Here is a 19888-nt window from a genome sequence, read left to right as displayed (position 1 = left end):
CCAACACGATGAAATCTCACGTTAAAGCGGTTGTTATCGGCGGCGGTGTCGTCGGCTGTTCGGTTCTCTACCATCTGGCCAAGGCGGGCTGGACCGACATCATGCTGATCGAGCGTTCGGAACTCACTTCCGGCTCGTCCTGGCACGCGGCCGGCGGCTTCCACACCCTGAACGGCGACCCCAACGTCGCCAAGCTGCAGGCCTATACGGTGCAGCTCTACAAGGAACTGGAGGAGGTTTCCGGCCAGTCCTGCTCGCTGCACCTGACCGGCGGCGTGATGCTGGCCGATACGCCCGAGCGCATGGATTTTCTGCGGCTGGCCCACGCCAAGGGCCGCTATCTCGGCATGGATACCGAACTTATCACGCCTTCCGAAGCCAAGGCGATGTTCCCGCTGATGGACGAAAAGCACTTCGTCGGCGCCATGTGGGACCCGGTCGAAGGCCATCTCGATCCGTCCGGCACCACCATCGCCTATTCCAAGGCGGCGAAGAAGCTGGGTGCGGAAATCGTGCTGCGCAATCCGGTCAAGGAACTGACGCAGGAACCGGACGGCACCTGGAACGTCATCACCGAACAGGGCACGGTGAAGGCCGAGCATGTCGTCAATTGCGGCGGCCTGTGGGCGCGCGAGATCGGCCGCATGGTCGGCGTAGAACTGCCGGTCCTGGCCATGGAGCACATGTACCTGCTGACCGAGCCGATGCCCGAGGTCGAAGCCTTCAACAAGGAGACCGGCCGTGAAATGGTCGGCGTGCTCGATTTCAAGGGCGAGCTCTACACCCGGCAGGAGCGCAACGGCATCCTGCTCGGCACCTATGAAAAGGCCTGCAAGCCGTGGTCGCCGGTCAACACGCCGTGGGATTTCGGCCACGAGCTGCTAGCCCCCGACCTCGACCGCATCGCGCCGTCGCTGGAACTCGGCTTCAAGCATTTCCCCGGCATCGCCAATGCCGGCATCAAGCAGGTTATCAACGGCCCCTTCACCTTCGCGCCGGACGGCAACCCGCTGGTCGGGCCGGTGCAGGGTCTGACCAATTTTTGGGTAGCCTGCGGCGTCATGGCCGGCTTCAGCCAGGGCGGCGGCGTCGGGCTGGCGCTATCCAACTGGATGGTCAACGGCGACCCCGGCTTCGACGTCTGGGGCATGGACGTGGCGCGCTGGGGCGAATGGGCCAGCCTGCGCTATACCAACGCCAAGGTGCGCGAAAACTATTCACGCCGCTTCTCGATCCGCTTCCCCAACGAAGAACTGCCCGCCGCAAGGCCGGCGCAGACGACGCCGCTCTACGACACCATGCTCGCCAACAACGCCGTCATGGGCGATTCGTGGGGCCTGGAAACCCCGCTCTGGTTCGCGCCGAAGGGCACCGAACCGAAGGATGTCGTTTCCTTCCGCCGCTCCAACGATTTCGGCCCGATCGGTGAAGAAGTCCGCGCCACGCGCAAAAGCGTCGGCGTCACCGAGATCGCCAACTTCGCCAAATATGAAGTCACTGGAGCGGGTTCGGAGGATTTCCTGAATCGTTTGATGACCAACCGCATGCCGAAAAAAGGCCGGCTGGTGCTGACGCCGATGCTCAACGAATTCGGCAAGCTGATCGGCGATTTCACCATCGCCAAGGCAGATGAAGACCGCTTCATGATCTGGGGCTCGTCGGCCGCCGCGAAATACCACATGCGCTGGTTCGAAAAGCAGTTGCCGAAGGACGGCTCGGTGCGGCTTCACCGCTTCGACCAGACGCTGGTCGGCCTTTCCATCGCCGGCCCGAAATCGCAGGCGCTGCTGCAAAAGCTGGTCGATGTCGATGTTTCGACCAAGAACTTCCGCTTCATGGACTTCCGCGAAATGGCGGTCGGCGGCGCGCCGGCAATCGTCAACCGCATCACCTATAGCGGCGATCTCGGCTATGAAATCTGGATGGCGCCCGCCTATCAGAGGCTCGTCTACAAGGCAATCAAGGAGGCGGGCGAGGAATTCGGTCTGGTCGATTTCGGCATGCGCGCCCTGCTCTCGATGCGGCTGGAAAAGAACTTCCCGACCTGGTTCCGCGAGCTTCGCCCGATCTACGGGCCGTTCGAAGGCGCGATGGATCGCTTCACCAAGATGGAGAAGAACGATTTTATCGGCCGCGAGGTGGCGGCAAAAGAGCAGGCCGAAGGACCGAAGCTGCGCCGCGTTTCCTTCATCGTTGATGCGCTTGACGCCGACGTGATGGGCGACGAGCCGATCTGGGCAAAAGTCTCGACCGACTACGGCACGGTAGAAAAGCCACACGGCTATGGCGCACCGCGCTTCGATGCCACCGGCAAGGAAGTGCGCGGCTCGACGGCAGCGGAAGGCGCATCGGCCGTACGCGGCATCGTCGACGGCGATTGGCGCGTCGTCGGCTGGGTGACGTCCGGCGGCTATGCGCATTACGTTGAGAAGTCGATGGCGCAGGGCTACGTGCCCGCCGCTCTGTCTGCAAACGAGAGCGCGGGCTTGTTCGAGATCGAGATTTTGGGACAACGCCGCCCCGCCCGCATCAATGTCGAGCCGCCCTTCGATCCAGCGGGCGAAAAGATGCGCGGTTAGGGAGAGGCCGGCTATCCCGTCTCCGTCGTCCTCGGGCTTGTCCCGAGGATCTGCGCTCGCCGCTGAAGTCAGGGTCGATCACAATCGCCGACACGGTTAGATCCTTGGGACAAGCCCGAGGACGACGGTACTTGGAATGGCCGCCAGACCTCAGTCAGCAAGCATGCCGGCAGCGGATAGCGCTTTGCGCAAACTGCCGATGGTCTCAACCGGTGTCGTGCGTGCGGTGATAAACGGCAGGCCCTTGCACCGCGCCGTCCAGCCCACGATCTGGACATGCCGTGCGGCCGGATCGAAGCGTTGCGCCAGCGCCAGGCTTCGGCAATCGATGGTCGCGACATCTGCCCGGCCTTCGGCGACCGCGACGATAGACGCCCGGTGCCCGCCGCTTTCGATCCGCTCCGCAAAAATGTCGAGCGTTTCGCCCATCGCTTCCAGATCGCGCGTCAGTGCAAGAATACCCGACATGGAGTCGGTGCTATTGAAGGCAAGGCGACGACCCCTCAAAAGGGAGAGCGGCAGCACAGCTTCGCCATCGGACGGAGGCGACACGCCCGCGAGGGACGGTTCGTCGCGCCGCATCACCACCGCGCTCGAATAGAGCGCGCCTTGCCCACCCGCAAATGCCGAGTAATCCGGCTGCCCGATTACCCGCACATGCCGTTCCAGCCCCTGCCCCAGCGGACCCCAGCAGGTTTGCGTGAACAGCAGGGCAGGATGCGTCCACAGGGCATGGAAGTCGAGTTCATCCGGTGGCAGCGTTGCCGGGTCGGGCGCGAGCGGCGCGCCGGATGCATCGCGTATGCCGCCCGGGACCGGCGACATATCGGCATTGCGGCGAACAAGCTTTTCCGGCGCGTCGATGCCTCCGCGCCGCAATCCATCACGCAACCGAACCCATTGCGCGTCGGTTTCGCCCACAACTTCGGGCCAGTCATACATCGGCAAAGCTGCAAGAAATTCGCTCATGCCGCGACGTCACCGCTTTTCGATTGAAATGACAAGGTCCGGGCGCCCCTTACTGGCAGGAAACCCGCAAAATCATTCTTTCGGCGGCTCCGCGGGTATGGGCGCGGTGCCTAGTCCGTTCAGTTGGTGGGCCTCGCGCATGCGCGGCTGGAACGCCCTGCCCGGCTCCGGCGAACGGCGCAGCGCAGGATGCACCACCGGCTCCTTCGCGCGGAACGCGTAGGCTTTCACCAGCGCCATATAATTCGGATAGACATACCCGTTATTGGCCTTGAGCCAATACTCACGGCGGTCGCGAAACAGTTTCGGCAAACCGTACCATGGCACGGTCGGGCTGTTGTGGTGCACGAAGTGCAAATTGTTGTTGAGAAACAGCAGAGAAAGAGGCGAGCGCTCGACAATGATCGTCCGCCCTTCCGGTCGTTCCGACCACTGATGCTCGGCAAAGGTGCGGATGGCGATCAGCGAGTTGCCGAGCCAGACGGGCACCAGAATGTAGAGCCATAGCGGCATCTGAAAGACTATTGTCACGACCGGCAGCACAATGGCGAGGCCGATCCCATGCAGCAGCCATGCCTTGCGGATAGCTTTGTCGCCCGCCAGCATCTGCCGGCAATCGTCGATGACGAAGCCGATGACCGCAAGCCATGGCCCCAGCACGAAACGCCCCGCCATGGTGTTGTTGATCTTCAGCAGGAGCTTCATCGCCGCAGGCATTCCGTCGTGATGCCACAGCGCCTGATAATAGCTTTCAGGGTCGTCGAGCGGGTCGGTCAGGCGCTCGTCGCAATGGTGGCGCAGATGCAGGGTCTTGAACCGGCGGAACGGCCAGACCAGTCCGATCGGCAGGAACACGAATGCCTCATTGACCAGCGCATTGCGGGTCGGATGGCCATGCAGCACTTCGTGAACGAGCGACGATTGCAAGGCCACCATCACCGTCAGGATGACAAGCGAAAGCAGTGGCCATTCAGGCCATATCAGCAGGCCGGCCACCAGCCACATGCCATAGCAGAATATCGCAAGAAGCACCGTCGGCCATTCGATAGCCCGTGTCCTTCTGCGGCTCTCGCCGATATTTCTCATCGTATCAACTGCCCCAACGCCGGAAACGGTCCGACTTCCTGACAGCATTGTGTCAGGATGGTTCGGCGGTAACAATGCGATAATGCGCACATAATGGTGACATTGCGCATCTTAGGCCGCAAATGTTATGCATAGTGAACATCTGTTGAGATTCATTTATGGCCCGAAGGCCCATCCGCCCCAGCGGGCGCAAATTTATCCTCACTTCATGAGGCCTGAAAATGGACAAGCGCGACCTGTCGACCCTGTTCCGCACGCGGCTGAAAATGCTGCTGACGCGCTCGGACCTGAACCAATCGGCATTTGCGGCAGCAGCCGGCATCGACCGCTCGGCACTGTCGCAACTTCTGTCCGGCGCCTCCACCCGCCTGCCGCGCGCCGAAACGCTGCTCAACATCGCGGCCGAATTCAAGGTCTCGCTTGATTGGCTGCTCGGCCTCAGCCACGACGAGGGCGTCACCGGTGAAATCCGCGAAAGCCTGGAGATCGAGGAGGCTTCAGGCAGCTTCAACCGGACCCTGCTGGCCCGCTGGCACGCGGAGGCGCTTGGCACCAAAATCCGCTACGTGCCCGCCGGCATCCCGGACCTGCTGCGCACCGAGGCGCTGGTCGACTACGAATCCGGCATCGCCAACCGCAACCGCGAGGCGCAGATCGGCGAAACGCAGTACCGCATCGACTATAACCGGCGGCCAGAAACCGACATGGAAGTCTGCATGCCGCGCCACACGCTGGAAATCTTCGCGCGTGGCCTGGGCGTCTGGAGCGGCTTCCCGGAGGCTGATCGCCGCGAGCAGCTTCGCCATATGGCGACCCTGCTGGACGAACTCTACCCGACCTTCCGCCTGTTTCTATATGATGGAAGGCAGCGCTACTCGATCCCCTATACGATCTTCGGCCCGTACCGCGCCGCCATATATGTCGGCGACATGTATCTCGTCTTGAACGCCACGGCCCCGATCCAGACCCTGACCCGTCATTTCGACAATCTGATCCGCGCCGCCGACATCAATGCCCATGAAGCGGCTGCCTTCGCCCTCGGGCTTGCCGACACCCGTTTTGACGAATGAAAACATCGGCCAGCGCCAAGGCTGGATATTGACGAGATATAAAGACTTCCTTATATCATTATCCCAAAGGGATATCCGTCATGACCAACCCGATCGACGCACTACTGGCTGAGAAGGGCGTGCTTCTGGCTGACGGCGCCACCGGCACCAACCTGTTCGCCATGGGGCTGCAGGCCGGCGAAGCGCCCGAACTGCTCAACGAAAGCGCGCCAGACACCATCACCAGCCTGCATCAGGGGTTTGTCGATGCCGGCGCGGACATCATCCTCACCAATTCCTTCGGCGGCACCCGGCACCGGCTGAAGCTTCACAACGCGCAAGGCCGCGTCCATGCGCTGAACAAGCGCGCCGCCGAAATCGCGCGCGCCGTTGCCGACAAGGCCGGCCGCAAGGTCATTGTCGCGGGTTCCGTCGGCCCGACGGGCGAACTGCTCGTGCCGCTCGGCGCGATGACCTATGACGAGGCCGTGGAAGCCTTCGCCGAGCAGATCGAGGGCCTGAAGGAAGGTGGTGCGGAAGTCGCCTGGATCGAGACCATGTCGGCTCCCGACGAAATCCGCGCGGCAGCCGAAGCCGCCATTCGCGTCGGCCTGCCCTACACCTATACCGGCTCGTTCGATACTGCCGGGCGCACCATGATGGGTCTGCTGCCCAAGGACATCCATGGCGTCGTTGACGGTCTCGCGGCACCCATCGGCGTCGGGGCCAATTGCGGCGTCGGCGCGTCGGACATTCTCGCCTCGCTGCTCGACATGACCGAGGCGAAGCCGGAAGCGACCGTGATCGTCAAGGGCAATTGCGGCATCCCCGAATTCCGGGGATCGGAAATCTTCTATTCCGGAACGCCGGAACTGATGTCCGATTATGTGCGGCTGGCGGTGGATAGCGGCGCGAAAATCATCGGCGGCTGCTGCGGCACGTCGTTCGAGCATCTGGCCGCCATGCGCAAGGCCCTCGACACGCATACAAGGCAAAGCCGCCCGACCGTCGAAACGATCGTCGAGCGCATCGGACCGCTGCGCAACAAGGCGGCACAGGCAAATACGGTGGAAACGGCGGAAGGGCGTCGGGCGCGGCGGCGCGAGCGCGCCTGAACCCTATTCGCCGTTTTCGGCGTAGCTCGATAGAACCGATTTGAAGTCGGTGCTGGTGGCGTCGGGCTGCATGGTCACCAGAGCGCCCGAGGTGCCCGGGTCGAAGATTTGCGCCAGCATCGTGCCGAAACGGTCATTCTTTAACGCCGACAGCGCGGTGCTCCTGGCTGCCTCGACATCGCCAGCATGGCGCTTGGCCTCGCTCGGCTTCGCATCACTCGCCAAAGCGTGGCTCCTGCCACCTGCCAGGGGAGCCACCTTGTCGACAATTTCAGGCAACGAACCGTAGATGTTCAATTTGGCTCCCTCAAACGCTTGCACAGGCCCAGATAGAATCGGAAGCGTTGAGAAGCCGTACCCTCGGCCCGTCGCTTTTTATCGATCCGTTGAAAAAGCCGGCAAGGTAAGATCCTTGCCGGTCCATCTCGTTTTCTACCGGGGTTCTCCAAGCGCCGAGGCAAGGCGCACGAGAGAAAGGAATTCGGACCTGTAGCCGAACGGATCGGCCCCCCGGGCGGCAGAGGCGATCTCCATGATCCTGTCGTAACCGAACTTCGCCGTCGCATCCTCGTCGCGCAGTTTTTGGCCGAAGGCAGCGACCGCAACCGAGAAACGCTGGTCGGCGCTCGCCTCATCGAAGGATTTCACCTCGTTGGCCGGCGTCACCGGCGTCGTGATCAGCTTGGAAAAATCCCCGTTCGCCAGCTTGTAGCGGATTTTGACGAAGGCATATTCATCCGCATTGGCGACCGCCGCCTGGCCGTAGCGCAAACTGTCGATCTGCTCGCCGCCGCTGCCCTTCGGCGTGATTTCGTAGATCGCCGTCACCGAATGACCGGAGCCGATTTCGCCGGCATCGACGCGGTCATTGTTGAAATCCTCGCGGTTGAGCGCGCGCGTCTCATAGCCGATCAGCCGATACTCCGACACTTTTTGCGGGTTGAACTCGACCTGGATCTTCACGTCCTTGGCGATGGTGAACAGCGTCGAGGAAGCATCCTGCACCAGCACCTTCTCGGCCTCGGCCAGCGTGTCGATATAGGCGGCGGTGCCGTTGCCGTTCTGGGCGATGGTCTGCATCATCTTGTCGTTGAGGTTGCCGCGTCCGAAGCCGAACACCGACAGGAAAACGCCGCTCTTGCGCTCCTGCTCGATCAGTCGCTTCAGATCGTCATCGTCGCTCTGGCCGACATTGAAATCGCCGTCGGTCGCCAGCATCACCCGGTTGACGCCATCCTTGACGAAGGATTTTTCAGCGAGCCGATAGGCCTCGCGAATACCCGCCTCGCCGGCGGTCGAGCCGCCCGGCTTCAGCGTGTCGATGGCGCGTAAAATCTTGTCCTTGTCCGAAGCCCTGGTCGGCTCCAGAACGACGCCCGCATCGCCGGCATAGGTGACGATCGATACGGTATCGTCCGCCTTCAGCCTGTTGACCAGCAGCCGGAAGGCCGATTGCAGCAGCGGCAGCTTGTCGGGCGCATTCATCGATCCGGACACATCGATCAAAAAGACCAGATTTGCCTTCGGCTGCGTTGCCGGCAGCACATCGTAGCCCTTGATGGCGACATGCAGCAGCTTGCTGTGCTGGTTCCATGGCGTCGGCATGACGCTGACCGTCGAATTGAACGGCGTCGCCGCACTGTCCGGCCCCTTCCAGTCATAAGGGAAATAATTGATCATTTCCTCGACGCGCACCGTGTCGGCCTGCGGCAGCAGCCCTTCCTTGAGCGAGCGGCGCACGAAGGAATAAGACGCCGTATCGACGTCGATCGAGAAGGTCGATACCGGGTTTTCAAGCGCCGAGCGCACCGGGTTGGTCTTGAAATCCTCGATGCGATCGCGGTTTTCCACTTGTGGCATCTGCACATCCGCCGGTGCGGGCATGGGCGCAAAGGACGGCTGGGCCATCAGCGTTTGGCCGACAACGCCACGGTTGCGTACCAAACCCGCCACGCCTTCGTTGGCCATCGGCGCGGGCTGTACGGCCTGTGCCGGCTCGTCCTGCCGCAGCGTGTCAGCAGAAGCCTTGGCCTCCGTATTGGCTTGGGCCTGGACAGCCGGCAAATCGTGGCTCGCTTCGGTTTCCGCAACCGCCTGCTTTACCGGTGCAACCGCAGCGGGCTTGTCGGCGAGCGGTTCGGTGACGACTTCCTTGCCGCCGAAATTGAAGGGCGATCCGTCCATCAGGTAAAAGGTAGCGTAGCCTGCAATGGGCAAGGCCAGGAGCCCTGCGATGGCAGGCGCGGCGATCAGTTTCTTCTGCATTGTCTCTCTCCAGAGCTTTTGTGCTCGCTGGATGAGACGCGGCCCGGCAGGCGATCCTTTGGGTGGCGCAGAAAAATTGTCGTCATAAGCGGCCATTGCCGCCCGAAGCGCACGCGCCTTGGCCTTCCCTGCCGGGGCGGGAACTGCGCTGGCGCGCAAGCCGTTCAATTCATTGTCGTCGACCATGGTCACACTTCCCCGGCCTGCCGCATCAGCACCTTCAGCCGTTTCTTCGCTTCATGGATGTGCCAGGAAACCGTTGTCTCAGAGATCGCCATCGCCTCTGCCGCGACCGCATGCGAAACGCCTTCGCCATAAACCAGCGTCACCGCATCGCGCTGCTTGTCGGGAAGCTGGCGCACCGCCGCCCACAAGGCTTCCGCAGGGTCGTCATGCTCTTCCGGCCCCTCCCCGGAAATCAGCGCCTGCACGCCGTAAGCGGAGGTCTTGGCCATCTCTCGGGCATTCTTGCGCGCATGATCGCGCGCCGCGTTCAGCGTCACCGCATAGAGCCACGTCGTGAACGCACCGCCGCCGCGATAATCCCGCACGGCCTTGCCAAGCCTGGCACAGACGTCCTGCGCGATGTCTTCGGCATCGGCCTTCTTCCCGCACCAGCGATAGGCCGCGCGATAGACAAAACCATAGTGCCTCTCGACCAGCGTGCCGAAAGCTTCCCTGTCTCCGCCCTTCGCGCGCCCGACCAATTCGCTGTCGGAGGCTTCGCTTTCGTCAAGCATCATCGCCATCATTTGCCTGTATGACGAAAGCTATCGGAGATTCCTTGGGGTCATGCGATAAATTTTTCGCGCGGGGTGCCTCCGTAGAAACTACCGTTCCCGCTCCTTGCGAAGCTTTGCCCAATAATCGAGCCGCTTGCGGATATCGCGCTCGAAGCCGCGCTCCGGCGGATCGTAGAAATTGCGCCGGCCCATCTTCTCGGGAAAATAATCCTGGCCGGAAAAGGCCTCCGGCTCGTCGTGGTCGTAGCGATAGCCGGAGCCGTAGTCCTCTTCCTTCATCAGCTTGGTCGGCGCGTTGAGGATATGCTTGGGCGGCAACAGTGAGCCATATTCCTTGGCGGCGCGGGTGGCGGCCTTGAACGCCTTATAGACAGCGTTGGATTTCGGCGCGGTCGCCAGATAGACGCAAGCCTGCGCGAAGGCCAGTTCGCCCTCCGGCGAGCCAAGGTAATCGTAGGCGTCCTTGGCGGCGTTGGCGATCACCAGCGCCTGCGGGTCGGCAAGGCCGATATCCTCGACCGCCATCCGCACCAGCCGCCGTCCGAGATAAAGCGGATCTTCGCCAGCGTCGAACATACGGGCGAGATAATAGAGCGCCGCGTCGGGATCGGAACCCCGCACCGATTTATGCAGCGCCGAAATCAGATTGTAGTGGCCGTCCTGGCCCTTGTCGTAGATCGGCGCGCGGCGCTGGACAATGCGTTGCAAACCCTCGGCATCGAACACCTCGCCCGGCTTCGCCGCCCGCCACACTTCCTCTGCCAGCGTCAGCGAGGCGCGGCCGTCACCGTCGGCCATGCGCAGCAACACCGCCCTCGCCTCGTCATCGAGCGGCAGCGGACGCCCCTCCGTCTCCTCGGCCCGAACCAGAAGCTTGGCGATGCTGTCTTCGCCCAGCGAATGGAACACCAGTACGCGCGCGCGCGATAGCAGCGCCGCGTTCAGCTCGAAGGACGGATTTTCCGTCGTCGCGCCGACCAGGACCACGGTGCCGTCTTCCATGACGGGCAGGAAACCGTCCTGCTGGGCGCGGTTGAAGCGGTGGATTTCGTCGACGAAAAGCAGCGTCTGGCGTCCGTTGGCGCGGCGCAGGCGCGCTGCCTCGAAAACTTTCTTGAGATCGGCGACGCCGGAAAAAACCGCCGAAATCTGCTCGAAGGCCAGGCTTGTTTCGCCCGCAAGCAGGCGCGCCACGGTGGTCTTGCCGGTGCCCGGCGGCCCCCAGAAGATCATCGAGCCGAGCGAACCCGACGCAATCATGCGCGTAAGCGCTCCGTCCGGTCCCGTCAGATGCTCCTGGCCTACGACTTCGTCGAGGTCTTTCGGGCGCAGACGGTCGGCCAGGGGCCGGCCGGCTGGCCCCATTTCCGGTTTATCAGCATTAAACAGATCGGCCATGAATTCTCGTCAATACCGCAAGACCTGCCGCAATGTCCGCCCACCGCGCTCGACGGTAAAGCGCCACCAGCGCGTGCTCTGCGACGCAGCCTGCTCCAATGTCTTGGCGCTGTTGATGGTGGCGCCGTTCACCTCCCGCACGATATCGCCGACCCGGAAGCCGAAATCGGCGGCGGGCGAACCGGCACTGACGCTGACCACCGCAACGCCCCTGAGGTCGGTACGCATCCCCAGGCGCTGCGCAAGCCGGGGCGACAATTCCGATACCTGAGCACCGGAAAACGGGCTGCGGCCCTGAAGCGTGACGGCAACCGAATTGGCGCCCTCTGGCGCGCGTTCAAGAACGACCTCGAGCGTTTCCTGCTGGCCCTTGCTCAGCACGTCGAACGCAGCCTTTGCGCCGATCGACTGCGTGGCCAGCCTGTATCCGAGCGCATCGACGCTCTCCAGCGCCGTCCCGTTCATTTTCAAGACGACATCGCCCGGCTTGAGGCCGGCCTTGGCGGCTGGCCCGCCATCCGTGACCGACGAAACCAGCGCGCCCGCCGGCGCCTCCATGCCCAGAGATTCGGCGATCTGCGGCGTCACCGGCTCGAATTGCGCGCCCAGATAGGGCCGTTCGAAGAAGTCGCGCCCGGCCTCCGCCGCGTCGGCGAAGGCGCGCACCATGTTCGAAGGGATGGCGAACCCGATGCCGATGGAACCGCCGCTGCGCGAATAGATGGCTGTGTTGATGCCGACCAGCTGGCCGGCCATGTTGATAAGCGCGCCGCCGGAATTACCAGGATTGATCGCCGCGTCGGTCTGGATGAAAAAGCCGGAATCCGACACCCCGATATGGCTGCGCGCCAAGGCCGAGACGATGCCGCTGGTGGTTGTCTGGCCGACGCCGAACGGGTTGCCGATGGCGAGCACCAGGTCGCCAACCTCCAGCACGTCGGAATCGCCGATGGCGATGACCGGGAACGGCTTGTCGCTGTCGATCTTGAGCACGGCCAGATCCAGGGTTTCGTCCTTCAGCAGCACCTTGCTGTTGAATTCACGCCCATCGGCGGTCGCGACCTTCACCTCGTCCGCATCCTTGATGACGTGGAAATTGGTGACGACGATGCCCGACGGATCAACCAGCACGCCCGAACCGAGCGAGGACTGCGCGCGCGGCTGCGAGCGCCCGAAGAATTGCTCGAAAAACGGATCTCCCGCGAACGGCGAGACGACCTTGGCCGTCTGCGAAGCGTAAACGTTGACCACGGCCGGCGCGGTCTGTTTGACCAGCGGCGCGAAGGACAACTGGATTTCATCGCGGCCGAACGGCACTCGCCGGTCCGGCCCGGCAGTCGGGTTCTCGCCTTCGACGCCATGCAGCAGATCGGTCAGCACGTCGGCAAGCCCCGGACCCTTGTCGTCCGCGTGGGCCGGCCTTGTCGTCGGCGCCGAAGCAAAGCCCAGCAAAGCGCAGAGCGCAAATAGCGATAGCCGCTTAAAGTGCATTCACGAATCCTCCGAACCATTCGCGCGCCATTGTCGTTACGATTGTGCAAAATGAAAGGCCATAAAGCTAAAAAGCCCCCAGCCTTACGGCCGGAGGCTCTTTCAGTGGCTGAATGCCCGAACAGACGACCGGCGATCGGGAAAAGGCCCGCCGATGCGCCCGAGGCGCGTTGCTCAGTTGGCCAGCTTCAGCGCATCGCGGATCGTGAAGAACATGTCCGTCTGATCGGTCAGGCCGGCAAAATTAGCGGCATGGGGACCGAAAGCGGCAACCCGCAGCTGCGCGCCGGTATGTTCCTGCGAATCGCCTTCCGAATTGCCGTAGCTCACCGACATCACCGCGCCGTCCTTCGTGGTCAGCGCCTGCGACAGGCCGGGAGCCTTTGTGTCGTTGGGGATGATCTGGCTGGAGTGCGCGTGATCTGCGGTCACGATAACTAGCGTCTTGCCGTCGGCCTTGGCGAATTCCAGCGCAACCTGCACGGCTTCGTCGAGATCGACCGTCTCGCCGATCTGGCCGCAGGGGTTGGCATCGTGGTCCTGCTTGTCGATGGAAGCGCCCTCGACCTGAAGGAAGAAGCCCTTTTCGTTGCCCTTGAGCAGGTCGATGGCCTTGCTGGTCATCGCGGCAAGCGTCGGGATCGAAGCAGTGCGCTCGGCGTTCGGCGCGCAGGTAACCGGCGCTTGATCGATGTTGGCATGATGGCTGGCTTTCGGCCCCTTCCACCGCACCGGCATATTGCCCTCGGTAAACAGGCCCAGCAACGGCGCGTCCTGATTGGCGGCGGTTACGGCATTCAACTCATCCAGATTGGCGACGAGCACGAAACCGCGCTCCTTGGCCTGATCGAGCAGGGTCTTGTCCTTCCAGTCGCCGGCCTTGGCCACTTCCCCGAAGGATTTTGAACCACCGCCCAGCACGACATCGGCGCGCGTATTCAACAGTTGTTCCGAAATCGAGCCGGCACCGCCGTTTTCCAATGCGTTCGACGCGCATTTCTCGCTGGTCGCTTCCGGGCCGTAGCATTTGCGGCCTGTGACATGGGCAAACAGAACTGCCGGCGTGGCATCCTGTATCTCAGAGGTCGAGACGTCGCCCGTACCGATGCCCGCGGCCTTTGCCAGTTCGATCAGCGTCGGGTGCGGCTTTTCGTGAATGTCGACGCCGATGGCACCGTTATAGGTCTTCACGCCACTGCTCCACGCGGTACCGGAGGCGGCGGAATCGGTCACGTAGTCCGGCTTGCCGGTTTTCTTGTCGAGGGCATAGTGCGTGTACTGGCCGGTGATCGGCAGCGCGTCGATGCCCTTGAAGAAGCCGCCCGCACCCTCGGCATAGTTGCGAGCGATGGTGATCTCGGAATCGCCCATGCCGTCACCGATCAGCAGGATGACATTCTTTACTTCGCCGTCATTGATGTAGCTCTGCAAGGAAGCGGTGGCGTCGCCGGTCATGCGCCGCGCGCCGCCCGGCTCGCTCAGGTCTCCCTGCGCGGAGCGCGTCAGGTAAGCGTCGAGCGCAGAAGCGTCCTGCGAATAGCCGGCACCGGCGGCAAGCAGGGTTGCGGCGGCAACGCTCGCCATCAGCGAGTAGCGCGAAAAATGGGTCATAAGGTCAGTTCCTTCAAAATGTCTCGGATAGCCCGCGACAGTTTTGTTGGACGCGCATGACCTGCGCATGACGGTAGCATTGCGCGTCCATGACGATCGACGGGCTGCTTTCCTATTCGGGCGCGCCCCGGAGAAGCGTCAATTCCGGCGGCCGGTCTCGATCCGCCCGGCCATTTCGGCAAAGCCCATGGCGCGCGCATGATCCAGCGCCGTCTTGCCTTGCCTGTCGGCAATGTCCTTGGCACCCGCATCCACCAGCAATCCGACGATCTCCTGATGCACCGGCCCGCCATCGCCCAGGATCACGGCCTCCAATAGCGCCGTCCAGCCAAGATCGTTGACGTGGTCAATGTCGATATCGCTCGCCAGAAGAATGCAAACCGTGGACGGATGGCCGTGATGGGCAGCCGGTATCAGCGCCGTGCCGCCATAGCGGTTCGTATCGCCGAGATTGGCCTTGCCGGTGGCAAGGATCAACTTGAGGATAGTGTCGCGCCCCTCGGCCCCGGCATAGAGAAAGGGCGTGTCCCGGATCTCATCCTTCGCGTTAACGTCGGCTCCTGCTTTGATCAGCAACCCGGCCAGATCGACGGCACCGGCGTGTGTCGCCAGCAGCAGCGCGGTACGGCCCTGCCCATCGCGGGCTTCCAGATCCGCCCCGCCATCGATGGCGGCCCGGAGTTGGGCAATATCATTCGTACGAGCGGCCTCAAGCAGCATGGCCTGCCTCCCTGTCGTTTGAGCTGAAACGGCCGACGCCGCCATCAACAGGCTTGCCATGAACGCAACCAGATAAAGGACGCGGGCGCGCATGGATCGATCTCCTGCTTCATCCCTATCTACGCAGTCGTCGCGCAACAAAAAAGGGGCCACGAAGGCCCCTTGATCTGTTTCAAGAAAGGAGAAGCTTATGCAGCCGCTTCCTCGTTGCCTTCCGCCTCGACGCGGGCGCGGTCGACGGCACCCTTGGCCGACGCGTCGCGGTCGACGAACTCGATCACCGCCATGGCGGCATTGTCGCCCTTGCGGAAGCCCGCCTTCATGATCCGCAGATAGCCGCCGTTGCGGGTGGCATAGCGCGGGGCAATGGTGTCGAACAGGCGCTTGACGACGCCTTCATTGCCGATCTGCGCGATCACCTGACGGCGGGCATGCAGGTCGCCGCGCTTGCCCAGCGTAACGAGCTTCTCGACGATCGGACGCAAATCCTTCGCCTTCGGCAGGGTGGTTACGATCTGCTCGTGCTCGATCAGCGACACGGCAAGGTTCGCGAACATCGACTTGCGGTGGCTGATACTGCGGGAGAAACGGCGGCCTTTGAAACCGTGGCGCATGGCTCTTTTCCTTCTTTAGCTGTTCAAGAGGCCACGGCCTCTGATGATTTTCCGCATGACCGTCGGGCCTGGCGGCTGACGCCGCAGACCCTTGGAATCATGCTCAATATTGGTCTTCGTAGCGCTTGGCGAGGTCTTCGATGTTTTCCGGCGGCCAGTCCGGCACTTCCATGCCGAGGTGCAGGCCCATCGCAGCCAGAACTTCCTTGATCTCGTTCAGCGACTTGCGGCCGAAGTTCGGGGTGCGCAGCATCTCGGCTTCGGTCTTCTGGATCAGGTCGCCGATATAGACGATGTTGTCGTTCTTCAGGCAGTTGGCCGAACGTACCGAAAGCTCCAGTTCGTCGACCTTCTTGAGCAGCGCCGGATTGAAGGCAAGCTCGGTAACCTGCTCTTCGGCCACGGCCTTCTGCGGCTCGTCGAAATTGACGAACAGGCCAAGCTGGTCCTGCAGAATGCGGGCGGCGAAAGCCACCGCGTCTTCACCGGAGATCGAACCGTTGGTGTCGATCGTCATGGTCAGCTTGTCATAGTCGAGAACCTGGCCCTCGCGGGTGTTCTCGACCTTGTAGGACACCTTGCGAACCGGCGAATAGAGCGAGTCGACCGGGATAAGGCCGATCGGCGCGTCTTCGGCGCGGTTACGGTCTGCCGGCACATAGCCCTTGCCGGTGTCGACGGTGAATTCCATGCGGATTTCAGCGCCCTCGTCCAGCGTGCAGATGACATGCTCGGGATTGAGGATTTCGACGTCGCCAACCGTCTGGATGTCGCCGGCCAGGACAGCGCCCGGACCCTGCTTGCGCACGACCATGCGCTTGGGGCCGTCCCCTTCCATCTTGATGGCGATTTCCTTGATGTTGAGCACGATGTCGGTCACGTCCTCGCGCACACCGGCGATGGACGAGAATTCATGCAGTACACCGTCGATCTGCACGGCGGTAACGGCAGCACCGCGCAGCGAAGACAAGAGCACGCGACGCAGCGCGTTGCCGAGCGTCAGGCCAAAGCCCCGCTCAAGCGGCTCGGCGACCAGCGTGGTCAGCGTCTTCTTCTTCGACGAGAACTCGATCTTGTTTGGCTTGATCAGTTCCTGCCAATTTTTCTGGATCATTTTTTCTTCCCTCGTTAGCCTGTCACCATCCAATCGTGACGGGCGACCTGGAAACCACAGATGAGCGCCCCATGGCGCTCATCTGGCAATTCTTGCAATCGGTTAGACGCGGCGCTTCTTGCGCGGGCGGCAACCATTGTGCGGGATCGGCGTAACGTCGCGGATCGACGTGATGGTGAAGCCAGCGGCCTGCAAAGCGCGAAGCGCCGATTCACGGCCCGAACCGGGTCCGCAGACCTCGACTTCGAGCATGCGCATGCCGTGTTCCTGTGCCTTCTTGGCAACGTCTTCAGCAGCCATCTGGGCGGCGAACGGGGTCGACTTGCGCGAGCCCTTGAAGCCCTGAGCGCCGGCCGACGACCAGGCAATGGTATTGCCCTGCGCATCGGTGACGGTGATCATCGTGTTGTTGAAGGTCGAATTGACGTGGGCAACGCCCGTGGAAATATTCTTACGTTCGCGACGGCGAACGCGACCGGCTTCCTTGGCCATGATAGTCCTTTCAGTTGATCTCTACACCGCCGTAATGCCAGCGGCTCCACCTACAAAGCGAATGGCGAATAGTGTGTAGCGAATAGGGAAAATCCTATTCGCTATTCGCTATTCCCTACTCGCTCAATTACTTTTTCTTGCCCTGGATTGCCTTAGCCGGGCCCTTGCGGGTGCGCGCATTGGTATGCGTGCGCTGGCCGCGAACCGGCAGCGAGCGGCGATGGCGCAGACCGCGGTAGCAGCCAAGATCCATGAGGCGCTTGATGTTCATCGAAACTTCGCGGCGCAGGTCGCCTTCGACCTGGTAGTCGCGGTCGATGGCTTCACGAATCTGCAGCACTTCCGCGTCGGTCAGCTGGTTCACGCGGCGGTCCGCCGGAATGCCGACCTTGTCGACGATTTCCTGGGCAAACTTCTTGCCGATGCCGTGAATGTATTGAAGCGAGATGACCACGCGCTTGTTGGTCGGAATGTTAACGCCGGCTATACGAGCCATGTTCTTTCCTTCTCCATTTGGGCCGACCCACCTTCAAAAACAAGGCTAGACCGGCATACAAAGTTGCCCGCGTCCGGTGGAGGCCGGCCCTTGCGGGAGTTTCCGTGTTCAAAACGCAGCCATCGTTCAAAAAGAACGAACGAGCCTCATGCTGAAGGGAGACGCGCCGCCATACTCCGCAAGCGGCACGGTGTCAACCTTTCATCAGGCATTTGCGGTGGAGGCGACCAGTTTCTCGATTTCGGCGGTAACGGCATCCATATCGGCCATCCCGTCAATCGTGTGCAACTCGCCGGTGCCGGCATAGTATTTCGAGAGCGGCGCGGTCTTCTCCCGATATTCGTTCAAGCGCGTCTTGAACGATTCGGGATTGTCGTCCGCCCTCACCTGCCCGCCTGCTGCGAGCGTGTCGGCGACGCGCTTTTCCATACGCTTGACCAAGGCGTTCTCGTCGACCTTGAGTTCGATCACGGCGTCGAGTTCCAGGCCCTTCTGGGCCAGGATGCGCGTCAGCGCCTCAGCCTGTGGAACCGTGCGTGGAAATCCGTCGAGGATGAAGCCGCGCCCAGCATCTGGCTCGACGATGCGGTCGGAAACGATCTGGTTGACGATCTCATCCGAAACGAGGCCGCCTGCATCCATGATCGCCTTGGCGCGTTTGCCGACCTCGGTGCCTGCCTTGACCGCGGCGCGCAGCATGTCGCCCGTCGATAGCTGCGGAATACCGTGCTTCTCGACCAGTCTATGTGCCTGCGTTCCCTTGCCCGCTCCCGGCGGTCCAAGCAATATCAGCCTCATCTGCCCTTCTTTCCCCCGCGTAGCTTGGACTTCTTGATCAAGCCCTCATACTGGTGAGCCACCAGGTGGCCCTGGATCTGCGCCACCGTGTCGAGCGTAACACTAACGACGATCAGAAGCGAAGTCCCGCCAAGGTAGAAGGGGATGCCGGTGGCCGCAATCAGATATTCCGGCAGCAGGCAGACTGCGACAAGATAGACGGCGCCGACAGCGGTGACGCGGGTCAGCACATAGTCGATATATTCCGCGGTCCGCTCGCCGGGGCGATAGCCCGGAATGAAGCCGGAATGCTTCTTGAGCTGATCGGCCGTTTCCTTCGGATTGAAGACGATGGCCGTGTAGAAGAACGCGAAAAACGCAACCATGCCGCCATAGAAGATCATGTAGAGCGGCTGGCCGTGGGCAAGCGTCGCCAGGATCGTCTGCGCCCATGTCGGCATATTGGCGCTGTTGGAGAAGCCCGCCAGCGTGGCCGGCAGCAACAGCAGCGACGACGCGAAGATCGGCGGAATGACGCCCGACGTGTTCAGTTTCAGCGGCAGATGCGAGGTATCGCCCTGGAACATACGGTTGCCGACCTGCCGCTTCGGATACTGGATCAGCAGGCGGCGCTGGGCGCGCTCGAAGAAGACGATCAGCGCGACGACGACGATGGCAAGCACCATGATCGCAAGGATCAGCCCGGTGGAAAGCGCGCCGGTGCGGCTCAGTTCCAGCGTTCCGCCGATGGCCCGCGGCATGCCGGCGACGATGCCGGCAAAGATGATGAGCGACACGCCGTTGCCGATGCCGCGCGCGGTGATCTGCTCGCCGAGCCACATCAGGAACATGGTGCCGCCGGTCAGGCTGATGACCGCCGAAATCTCGAAGAACGGCCCGGGATTGGTCACGATGTTAGCGCCGCTCGATAGCCCCACCGCGATGCCGTAGGACTGCACGAGCGCCAAAAGCACCGTGCCATAGCGCGTGTACTGGTTGATGATCTTGCGGCCCTGCTCGCCTTCCTTCTTCAAGGCTTCGAGCGACGGGATGACCGACGTCATGAGCTGCATGATGATGGAAGCGGAAATGTAGGGCATGACGCCAAGGGCAAAGATCGCCATGCGCTCGACAGCGCCGCCGGCGAACATGTTGAACATGCCCAGCACGCCCTTCGACTGCGACGAGAATGCCTGCGCGAATGCTTCCGGATTGATGCCCGGCAGCGGGATATAGGTGCCCAGCCGATAGACGAAGAGCGCACCCAGCGTAAACCAGATGCGCTTCTTCAAATCCGTGGCCTTGGAAAAGGCCGAAAAATTCAGATTGGAGGCTAGTTGTTCTGCAGCCGAAGCCATGCCCGATTTCT

The 19888-nt window shown here is 62.1% G+C and carries 18 protein-coding genes; 3 read left to right on the top strand and 15 right to left on the bottom strand.

The features are described from left to right. Positions 1 to 8 precede the first annotated feature (8 nt). Positions 9 to 2579, top strand: a complete 2571-nt coding sequence (locus ACX3P0_RS00990; protein WP_459085934.1) for a GcvT family protein — start codon at positions 9 to 11, stop codon at positions 2577 to 2579. Positions 2580 to 2729: 150 nt separating this feature from the next. Here ACX3P0_RS00990 and ACX3P0_RS00985 read toward each other — a convergent pair whose 3' ends face one another. Then, positions 2730 to 3548, bottom strand: a complete 819-nt coding sequence (locus tag ACX3P0_RS00985; RefSeq protein WP_459085932.1) for a phosphate/phosphite/phosphonate ABC transporter substrate-binding protein — start codon at positions 3546 to 3548, stop codon at positions 2730 to 2732. Positions 3549 to 3620: 72 nt separating this feature from the next. Further along, entirely contained in the window at positions 3621 to 4634 is a 1014-nt protein-coding gene (locus tag ACX3P0_RS00980; RefSeq protein WP_459085930.1) for a fatty acid desaturase, read from the bottom strand. 221 nt (positions 4635 to 4855) lie between these two features. Here ACX3P0_RS00980 and ACX3P0_RS00975 point away from each other — a divergent pair, with 221 nt between their 5' ends. Beyond that, entirely contained in the window at positions 4856 to 5704 is an 849-nt protein-coding gene (locus ACX3P0_RS00975; protein ID WP_459085928.1) for a helix-turn-helix domain-containing protein, read from the top strand. 80 nt (positions 5705 to 5784) lie between these two features. Further along, on the top strand, positions 5785 to 6798 hold the full coding sequence (gene bmt, locus ACX3P0_RS00970) for a betaine--homocysteine S-methyltransferase (protein ID WP_459079599.1): 1014 nt from the start codon (positions 5785 to 5787) through the stop codon (positions 6796 to 6798). Between the two features lie 3 nt (positions 6799 to 6801). Here bmt and ACX3P0_RS00965 read toward each other — a convergent pair whose 3' ends face one another. The 13 genes from ACX3P0_RS00965 to secY form a co-directional block, all read right to left on the bottom strand. Continuing rightward, on the bottom strand, positions 6802 to 7095 hold the full coding sequence (locus tag ACX3P0_RS00965; protein WP_459079598.1) for a hypothetical protein: 294 nt from the start codon (positions 7093 to 7095) through the stop codon (positions 6802 to 6804). A gap of 135 nt (positions 7096 to 7230) precedes the next feature. Further along, complete coding sequence (locus tag ACX3P0_RS00960) at positions 7231 to 9249, bottom strand: vWA domain-containing protein (RefSeq protein WP_459085926.1); 2019 nt, start codon at positions 9247 to 9249, stop codon at positions 7231 to 7233. Positions 9250 to 9251: 2 nt separating this feature from the next. Next, positions 9252 to 9812 carry an RNA polymerase sigma factor gene (locus tag ACX3P0_RS00955; RefSeq protein WP_459085925.1) on the bottom strand — a complete coding sequence of 187 codons (561 nt, stop codon included), beginning with the start codon at positions 9810 to 9812 and terminating at the stop codon, positions 9252 to 9254. Between the two features lie 81 nt (positions 9813 to 9893). Next, complete coding sequence (locus ACX3P0_RS00950; RefSeq protein WP_459085923.1) at positions 9894 to 11204, bottom strand: replication-associated recombination protein A; 1311 nt, start codon at positions 11202 to 11204, stop codon at positions 9894 to 9896. A gap of 9 nt (positions 11205 to 11213) precedes the next feature. Then, a complete protein-coding gene (locus ACX3P0_RS00945) occupies positions 11214 to 12695 on the bottom strand; it encodes a DegQ family serine endoprotease (protein WP_459085922.1) in 1482 nt (493 codons plus the stop codon). Between the two features lie 174 nt (positions 12696 to 12869). After that, the gene (gene phoA / locus ACX3P0_RS00940) at positions 12870 to 14306 is read right to left on the bottom strand and encodes an alkaline phosphatase (protein WP_459079594.1); all 1437 of its coding nucleotides are present in this window, start codon (positions 14304 to 14306) and stop codon (positions 12870 to 12872) included. Positions 14307 to 14444: 138 nt separating this feature from the next. Further along, positions 14445 to 15119: an ankyrin repeat domain-containing protein gene (locus ACX3P0_RS00935; protein WP_459085920.1), complete on the bottom strand. Its 675-nt coding sequence runs from the start codon at positions 15117 to 15119 to the stop codon at positions 14445 to 14447. A 95-nt stretch (positions 15120 to 15214) separates the two neighbouring features. Beyond that, on the bottom strand, positions 15215 to 15640 hold the full coding sequence (rplQ, locus tag ACX3P0_RS00930; RefSeq protein ID WP_459079592.1) for a 50S ribosomal protein L17: 426 nt from the start codon (positions 15638 to 15640) through the stop codon (positions 15215 to 15217). 103 nt (positions 15641 to 15743) lie between these two features. Continuing rightward, positions 15744 to 16754, bottom strand: a complete 1011-nt coding sequence (locus tag ACX3P0_RS00925) for a DNA-directed RNA polymerase subunit alpha (protein WP_459079591.1) — start codon at positions 16752 to 16754, stop codon at positions 15744 to 15746. A gap of 102 nt (positions 16755 to 16856) precedes the next feature. After that, positions 16857 to 17246 carry a 30S ribosomal protein S11 gene (gene rpsK / locus ACX3P0_RS00920; RefSeq protein WP_056108931.1) on the bottom strand — a complete coding sequence of 130 codons (390 nt, stop codon included), beginning with the start codon at positions 17244 to 17246 and terminating at the stop codon, positions 16857 to 16859. A gap of 127 nt (positions 17247 to 17373) precedes the next feature. Then, on the bottom strand, positions 17374 to 17742 hold the full coding sequence (gene rpsM / locus ACX3P0_RS00915; protein WP_459079590.1) for a 30S ribosomal protein S13: 369 nt from the start codon (positions 17740 to 17742) through the stop codon (positions 17374 to 17376). Between the two features lie 204 nt (positions 17743 to 17946). Continuing rightward, on the bottom strand, positions 17947 to 18540 hold the full coding sequence (locus ACX3P0_RS00910) for an adenylate kinase (protein ID WP_459085919.1): 594 nt from the start codon (positions 18538 to 18540) through the stop codon (positions 17947 to 17949). Beyond that, entirely contained in the window at positions 18537 to 19877 is a 1341-nt protein-coding gene (gene secY, locus ACX3P0_RS00905) for a preprotein translocase subunit SecY (RefSeq protein WP_459079588.1), read from the bottom strand. The genes ACX3P0_RS00910 and secY overlap by 4 nt, the downstream gene beginning before the upstream one ends. Positions 19878 to 19888 lie beyond the last annotated feature (11 nt).

This window comes from Mesorhizobium sp. A556, from assembly GCF_054489545.1.
The sequence above is the reverse complement of the archived record's forward strand: the minus strand, read 5'-3'. Positions and strand labels throughout refer to the sequence as shown.

What these genes read in the sequence shown, in the direction of transcription:
- ACX3P0_RS00990 (WP_459085934.1), top strand. Translation starts at nt 9, where the DNA reads ATGAAATCTCACGTTAAAGCGGTTGTTATCGGCGGCGGTGTCGTCGGC.
- ACX3P0_RS00985 (WP_459085932.1), bottom strand. Translation starts at nt 3,548, where the DNA reads ATGAGCGAATTTCTTGCAGCTTTGCCGATGTATGACTGGCCCGAAGTT.
- ACX3P0_RS00980 (WP_459085930.1), bottom strand. Translation starts at nt 4,634, where the DNA reads ATGAGAAATATCGGCGAGAGCCGCAGAAGGACACGGGCTATCGAATGG.
- ACX3P0_RS00975 (WP_459085928.1), top strand. Translation starts at nt 4,856, where the DNA reads ATGGACAAGCGCGACCTGTCGACCCTGTTCCGCACGCGGCTGAAAATG.
- bmt (WP_459079599.1), top strand. Translation starts at nt 5,785, where the DNA reads ATGACCAACCCGATCGACGCACTACTGGCTGAGAAGGGCGTGCTTCTG.
- ACX3P0_RS00960 (WP_459085926.1), bottom strand. Translation starts at nt 9,249, where the DNA reads ATGGTCGACGACAATGAATTGAACGGCTTGCGCGCCAGCGCAGTTCCC.
- ACX3P0_RS00955 (WP_459085925.1), bottom strand. Translation starts at nt 9,812, where the DNA reads ATGGCGATGATGCTTGACGAAAGCGAAGCCTCCGACAGCGAATTGGTC.
- ACX3P0_RS00950 (WP_459085923.1), bottom strand. Translation starts at nt 11,204, where the DNA reads ATGGCCGATCTGTTTAATGCTGATAAACCGGAAATGGGGCCAGCCGGC.
- ACX3P0_RS00945 (WP_459085922.1), bottom strand. Translation starts at nt 12,695, where the DNA reads ATGCACTTTAAGCGGCTATCGCTATTTGCGCTCTGCGCTTTGCTGGGC.
- phoA (WP_459079594.1), bottom strand. Translation starts at nt 14,306, where the DNA reads ATGACCCATTTTTCGCGCTACTCGCTGATGGCGAGCGTTGCCGCCGCA.
- ACX3P0_RS00935 (WP_459085920.1), bottom strand. Translation starts at nt 15,119, where the DNA reads ATGCGCGCCCGCGTCCTTTATCTGGTTGCGTTCATGGCAAGCCTGTTG.
- rplQ (WP_459079592.1), bottom strand. Translation starts at nt 15,640, where the DNA reads ATGCGCCACGGTTTCAAAGGCCGCCGTTTCTCCCGCAGTATCAGCCAC.
- ACX3P0_RS00925 (WP_459079591.1), bottom strand. Translation starts at nt 16,754, where the DNA reads ATGATCCAGAAAAATTGGCAGGAACTGATCAAGCCAAACAAGATCGAG.
- rpsK (WP_056108931.1), bottom strand. Translation starts at nt 17,246, where the DNA reads ATGGCCAAGGAAGCCGGTCGCGTTCGCCGTCGCGAACGTAAGAATATT.
- rpsM (WP_459079590.1), bottom strand. Translation starts at nt 17,742, where the DNA reads ATGGCTCGTATAGCCGGCGTTAACATTCCGACCAACAAGCGCGTGGTC.
- ACX3P0_RS00910 (WP_459085919.1), bottom strand. Translation starts at nt 18,540, where the DNA reads ATGAGGCTGATATTGCTTGGACCGCCGGGAGCGGGCAAGGGAACGCAG.
- secY (WP_459079588.1), bottom strand. Translation starts at nt 19,877, where the DNA reads ATGGCTTCGGCTGCAGAACAACTAGCCTCCAATCTGAATTTTTCGGCC.